Origin of the sequence: Nocardioides sp. (genome assembly GCF_025964975.1) — a bacterium.
Classification (GTDB): domain Bacteria; phylum Actinomycetota; class Actinomycetes; order Propionibacteriales; family Nocardioidaceae; genus Nocardioides.
Map to the genome: position 1 here is coordinate 1 of NZ_JAOPXV010000217.1, position 5309 is coordinate 5309.

4 protein-coding genes and 1 pseudogene are annotated in these 5309 nt (G+C 68.5%); 2 read left to right on the forward strand and 3 right to left on the reverse strand.

From position 1 onward, the window contains the following. The 3 genes and pseudogenes from JWN68_RS17520 to JWN68_RS17530 form a co-directional block, all read right to left on the reverse strand. Nucleotides 1-598 (reverse strand): annotated as a pseudogene (locus JWN68_RS17520) (sugar ABC transporter permease); the annotation flags it as partial. Next, entirely contained in the window at nucleotides 595-1437 is an 843-nt protein-coding gene (locus JWN68_RS17525; protein WP_297741328.1) for an ATP-binding cassette domain-containing protein, read from the reverse strand. The pseudogene JWN68_RS17520 and the gene JWN68_RS17525, both read right to left, overlap by 4 nt. A gap of 67 nt (nucleotides 1438-1504) precedes the next feature. Next, nucleotides 1505-2581, reverse strand: coding sequence for a sugar ABC transporter substrate-binding protein (locus tag JWN68_RS17530; RefSeq protein ID WP_297741330.1), 1077 nt, complete (start codon nucleotides 2579-2581; stop codon nucleotides 1505-1507). A gap of 166 nt (nucleotides 2582-2747) precedes the next feature. On the opposite strand from JWN68_RS17530, the gene JWN68_RS17535 reads away from it, so the two are divergent. Further along, a complete protein-coding gene (locus JWN68_RS17535; protein ID WP_297741332.1) occupies nucleotides 2748-3803 on the forward strand; it encodes a LacI family DNA-binding transcriptional regulator in 1056 nt (351 codons plus the stop codon). Beyond that, nucleotides 3800-5296, forward strand: coding sequence for an FGGY-family carbohydrate kinase (locus tag JWN68_RS17540; protein ID WP_297741334.1), 1497 nt, complete (start codon nucleotides 3800-3802; stop codon nucleotides 5294-5296). The genes JWN68_RS17535 and JWN68_RS17540 overlap by 4 nt, the downstream gene beginning before the upstream one ends. The last annotated feature ends 13 nt before the right edge of the window (nucleotides 5297-5309 follow it).

Below are 5309 nucleotides of genomic sequence, written 5' to 3' on the forward strand. Positions count from 1 at the left end.
CCTGCACGTAGGAGAGCCAGGCCGGCACGAACTGGAGCTGCGCGAAGTCGACGATCGCGGAGTCGAAGGGCAGGTTGACCGAGCCCTGGTCGCCGAGGATGGCGAGCTGGAGGCCCAGGAACGCCAGCAGGCCGGACAGCGACGAGACGAAGCTGGGCATCCCGAACTGGGTGAGCAGGATGCCGTAGAGAAGCCCGATGGCACACGCCACGAGGCAGGCGACCGCCACGGCGAGGACCCAGTTCCACTCGTGTCGGATGAACAGCACCGCCACGATGGCGCCGGAGAAGCCGCTCACTGAACCGACCGAGAGGTCGATCTCCCCGACGAGCAGCACGCACACGATCCCGAGCGCCATCACCCCGACGGCGCACGAGTCCAGGATCAGGTTCACCAGGTTGCCGCTGGAGAGGAAGACCGGGTTGAGGATCTGGAAGATCGTCCCGATGAGCAGCAGGCCCACGACGACCGGCAGCGCTCCCACGTCGCCGGCGCGGACGCTGCGCCAGAAGGAGCTCAGCGCGCCGCCGAGCCCTTCACTGTGGCTGAGCCGCTCGTCGCTCTGGTCGAGAGCGGTCACGGGAGGAATGATGCTCATCTCGTCTCCTCGTCCGTCAGGTCGGGTTGGGCGGAGGTCGACGCGGCATCCGCGGCGTCGTGCAGGCGGTCCCGGCGGCGGGTCACCACGTTGTCCGTGGCCCCGGTGATGGCAGCCACCACTTCTTCCGACGACACGGTGTGCGCGTCGAACTCGCCGTTGTTGCGGCCGAGGCGGAGTACGACGACCCGGTCGGCGACCGCTCGCACGTCCTCCATGTTGTGGCTGATCATGATGACGCCGAGCCCACGCTCGCGAAGTCGCTCGATCAGGTCGAGCACCTCGGCCGTCTGGGCCACGCCGAGAGCGGCCGTCGGCTCGTCGAGGATGATGATGCGCGGATCGCCGAGGAGCGAACGGGCAATCGCCACCGTCTGCCGCTGCCCTCCTGAGAGCGACGCGATCGGGACGCGCACCGTCGGGATCCGGGCGGAGAGCTGGCGGAGCAGCTCCCAGGACTTCACCTCCATCGCAACCTCGTCGAGGCGCAGCGGTGAGAGCTCCTGGCCGAGGAAGAGGTTCTCGACGACGTTGAGGTTCTCGCACAGCGCAAGGTCCTGGAAGACCGTGGCGATGCCGAGGCTGATCGCAGCACTGGGGTCGGCGATCTGGACCGCCGAGCCGTCGAACGAGATCTCCCCGGAGTCAGCCTGGTGCACGCCCGCCAGGACCTTGACCAGCGTCGACTTGCCGGCACCGTTGTCGCCGACGATCGCGACCACTTCACCAGCGGCCACGTCCAGATCGATGTCGGTCAACGCGTTGACCGCACCGAAGGTCTTGCTGACTCCACGAAGACTGAGCAGCGGGCTCCGCGTCGCTACGGGCGCAGCGTTCATCTGTTCCCCTCCATGTCAGGTTGTTCCGGTGCGGGGTCCGCCAGGGTGCTGGCGGACCCCGTCCGGATCAGGAGATGCCGAGCTTCGTGCAGGCTGCGGCGTACTCCTTGGTGCACAGCTCGGCAGGGGTGTTGATCTTCTTGTCGATGATCTCGGCCTTGAGGTTCTCCGAGGTGACCAGCGTCGGGTCGTAGAGCTTGGTCGGGGACCCGAACAGCTCGTCGCTCGCGTCGGGCTTGTCGCCCTTGATGAGCTTCGCCGCGACCTCGGCGGCTGCGCCGCCGACGATCTCGCTCGGCTTGTTGATGGTGTTGAACTGGTCGCCGGCGATGATCAGCTGGAGACCGGCCAAGGTGGCGTCGTTTCCGCTGACCGGGGGGTTGGGGTTCATCCCGGCGGCCTTGAAGGCTGCGATGGCGCCGCCCGCGGTTCCGTCGTTGGCCGCGACCACGCCGACGATCTTCTTGCCGTAGCGCGAGATCTGGCCGGCCACCCACTTCTGGGCGTTCTCCGGCTTCCACTCGATGGTGTCGTACTCACCGAGCACGGTCACGCCGCTGTTGTCGACGCCCGCATGGATGCCCTTCTTGATCAGACCCGCGGCGGCATCGGTCGGTGAGCCGTTGACGATCAGGATTCCGGACCCGGAGGGGACCGGCTTGGCCTTGACCTTCTCGACCAAGGAGGTGGCGATCTGCTTGCCGATCGCCTCGTTGTCGAAGGAGACGTAGAAGTCGACCTTGGCCTTCGGGATCGGCCGGTCGTAGGCGATCACCTTGGCGCCCTTGGCGTGGGCGGCGTTGACCAGGGTGACCGCGGCGGCGGAGTCGACCGGGTCGAGGACGAGCACCTTCGCGCCCTGGGCGAGCGCGGAGTTGAACTGCTGCTGCTGCTTGTTCGCGTCGCCGTCGGCGTTGTTGTAGAGCGGCGAGCACGTGTCGCACAGCTCCTTGAGCTTCTTCTCGAAGCCGGGGCGGTCGTGAAGCTCGTAGCGGGTGGAGCCCGTGTCGGGCATCAGGAAGGCGACCTTGGTGGAGCCGGAGCCGCCACTGCCGCCGTCGCTGCTACCGCAGGCTGCTGCCGTCGCCATCAGCAGCGCGGCGCCCGCCGCAGCGAGGACCCTTCGCGCGAAAACCCTGTTCATATGGAACTCCCTGTGTCTGTCTGTCTCGGTGGGGGTGAGGCCCGGAGCTGGACCCTTCGACTGGATTCAGCGATTAAATCGTGTCAATCTTGCTCGTCGTGTGATGCTAGGCACACTCTTGAAACGTGTCAAGAGAGTTGATAGCCAACCGCAACGAGGAGAGCAGATGGGGTCGCCAGGTCGCGTCGGCATCAAGGATGTCGCTCGGCTTGCCCACGTGTCCCAGGGCACGGTCTCCAACGTCTTGAATCACCCCGACCGGGTGAGCCAGGCCCGTCGCGAGGCCGTCGAACAGGCCATCGAGACCCTCGGCTTCGTCAGGCACGAGGCCGCGCGGCACCTGCGGGCCGGGCACTCGAGCACGGTGGGGCTCCTCCTGCTCGACGCCTGGAACCCCGGCTTCATCGACGTGGCCCGCGGCGTCGAGGACATGACCTCCGCACGCGGCCTGGCCGTGATGATCTCCAACAGCGGCCGCGACATCGAGCGCGAGAAGACCTACCTCCGCCTGTTCTCGGAAGGTCGCGTAGCCGGCCTGATCGTCGTCCCGCACGACGAGTTCGCTGACGGGCTGCACCGAATCCGCGCTGGCGGCGTACCCGTCGTGGTGGTGGACCGGGCGGAGACCGGCGAGCACCGCATGTCGGTGGCGGTGAACGACGTCGCCGGTGGCGAGCTCGCCGCGCGACACCTGATCGGGCTGGGGCACCGCCACCTGGCCTTCGTGGGTGACGAGGGCGCTGCCAAGCCCGTCCACGATCGGCTGACCGGAGTACGCAAGGCGGTGGCCGAGACGCGAACCGAGGCGAACGTCGAGATCCGCCTCGACGTACTGCCCGCCGACCTCACCGCAGATGCGGGACGCACGGTCGGGGAACAGCTCGCGGCCATGCCTCCCGGGGAGCGCCCCACCGCGGTGACGGCGGCGATCGACCTGCTCGCCTTCGGGGTGCTCCAGGCCCTGCTGCAGCACGGGCTCCGGGTGCCGGAGCACATGTCCCTCGTCGGGTACGACGACATCCCGTTCACCCGTCAGCTGTCCGTCCCGCTCACCACCATCCGGCGGCCGCACTACGACATGGGCACCACGGCTGCAGAGATGCTGGCCACGACCTTGTCCGGCAAGCCGCCCCAACCACGCCATGTCGTCTTCGAGCCGGAGCTGGTGGTGCGCGACTCGACCAGCCGGCCGTCGAAGCCTTCGAGGAGGAAGCCCCGATGAACAAGCTCCTGCTGGGTATCGACCTCGGCACCGCCAGCAGCAAGGGCGTGCTGACCACTCCCGACGGTGAGATCGTCGCCACGGCGGTGCGACCGCGCCCCCACAGCATGTCCATGCCGGTCCCCGGCTGGGCCGAGGTGGACGCCGAGAGGGTGTGGTGGGACGACGTCGTGTCGCTGGCTGCCGAGCTCGTGCCGCAGGCAGCGGGCAGCACCATCTCCGCGATGTGCGTCAGCGGCGTGGGCCCTTGCCTCCTCCTCACCGACGACGATGCCCGACCCGTTCGCCCCGCGATCCTCTACGGCATCGACATGCGCGCCACCGAGGAGATCGCCCAGCTCGACGAGCAGCTGGGTACCGCGGAGGTGCTGCAGCGCTGCGGCACTCCCCTGACCACCCAGGCGGTCGGGCCCAAGGCCCGATGGGTCGCACGCAACGAGCCCGAGGTGTGGCAGCGCGCCACCCGCTGGTTCAACTCCAGCTCGTTCGTCGTGTTCCACCTCACCGGTGAGTACGTCCTCGATCACCACACGGCCAGCCAGTGCGTGCCGCTCTACGACATCGAGGCCAACGTCTGGTTCGACCCCTGGTACGACGAGGTGATGGGGTCGCTGGCCCCTCCTCGTCTGGTCTGGCCGGCCGAGGTCGTCGGCTCGGTCACCGCCCGTGCCGCCGAGGAGACCGGCCTGCCGCAGGGCACCCCGGTCTGTGCGGGCACGGTGGACGCGTGGGCGGAGGCGTTCAGCGGCGGCGTGCGCACACCGGGCGACCTGATGCTGATGTACGGCTCGACGATGTTCTTCGTCCAGGAGCTCACCGACCTGGCCCGGCACCCGCAGCTGTGGAACACCATGGGCATCGACCCTGGCAGCAAGTGCCTGGCGGCGGGCATGTCGACCTCGGGGAGCCTCACCGGCTGGGTGCAGGAGCTGGTCGGCGACGTCCCGTTCGAGACCCTCGTCAAGGAGGCCGCCGCCGTCCCGGCCGGGTCGGACGGGCTGCTGGTGCTGCCGTACTTCGCGGGCGAACGCACCCCCATCTTCGACCACCGCGCGCGCGGCGTGATCGTAGGGCTCACTCTCCGACACAGCCGTGGGCATGTCTTCCGCGCGGTCTACGAGGGGATCGCGTTCGGCATCCGGCAGATCCTGGAGCTGCTCGACACCGAGACCAATCCGGTGGAGCGGCTCGTCGCCGTCGGCGGGGGCACCCAAGGCAGTCTCTGGACACAGGTCGTCAGCGACGTCACCGGCCGCCGACAGGAGGTCCCGGAGCAGACCATCGGCGCCAGCTACGGTGACGCCCTGATGGCGGCGATCGGGTCCGGCCTGGTGACGCCGGAGACGGACTGGGCACGCGTCGCGCAGGTCGTCGAACCGAACCCGGAGGTCCGCTCGCTCTACGACGAGCTGTACGGGCTCTACTCCTCGCTCTACCCGGCGACCCGCGAGCACGCCCACGCGCTCGCCCGGATCCAGGAGCTCAGCCCCTAGCAGCCGCGTGAGC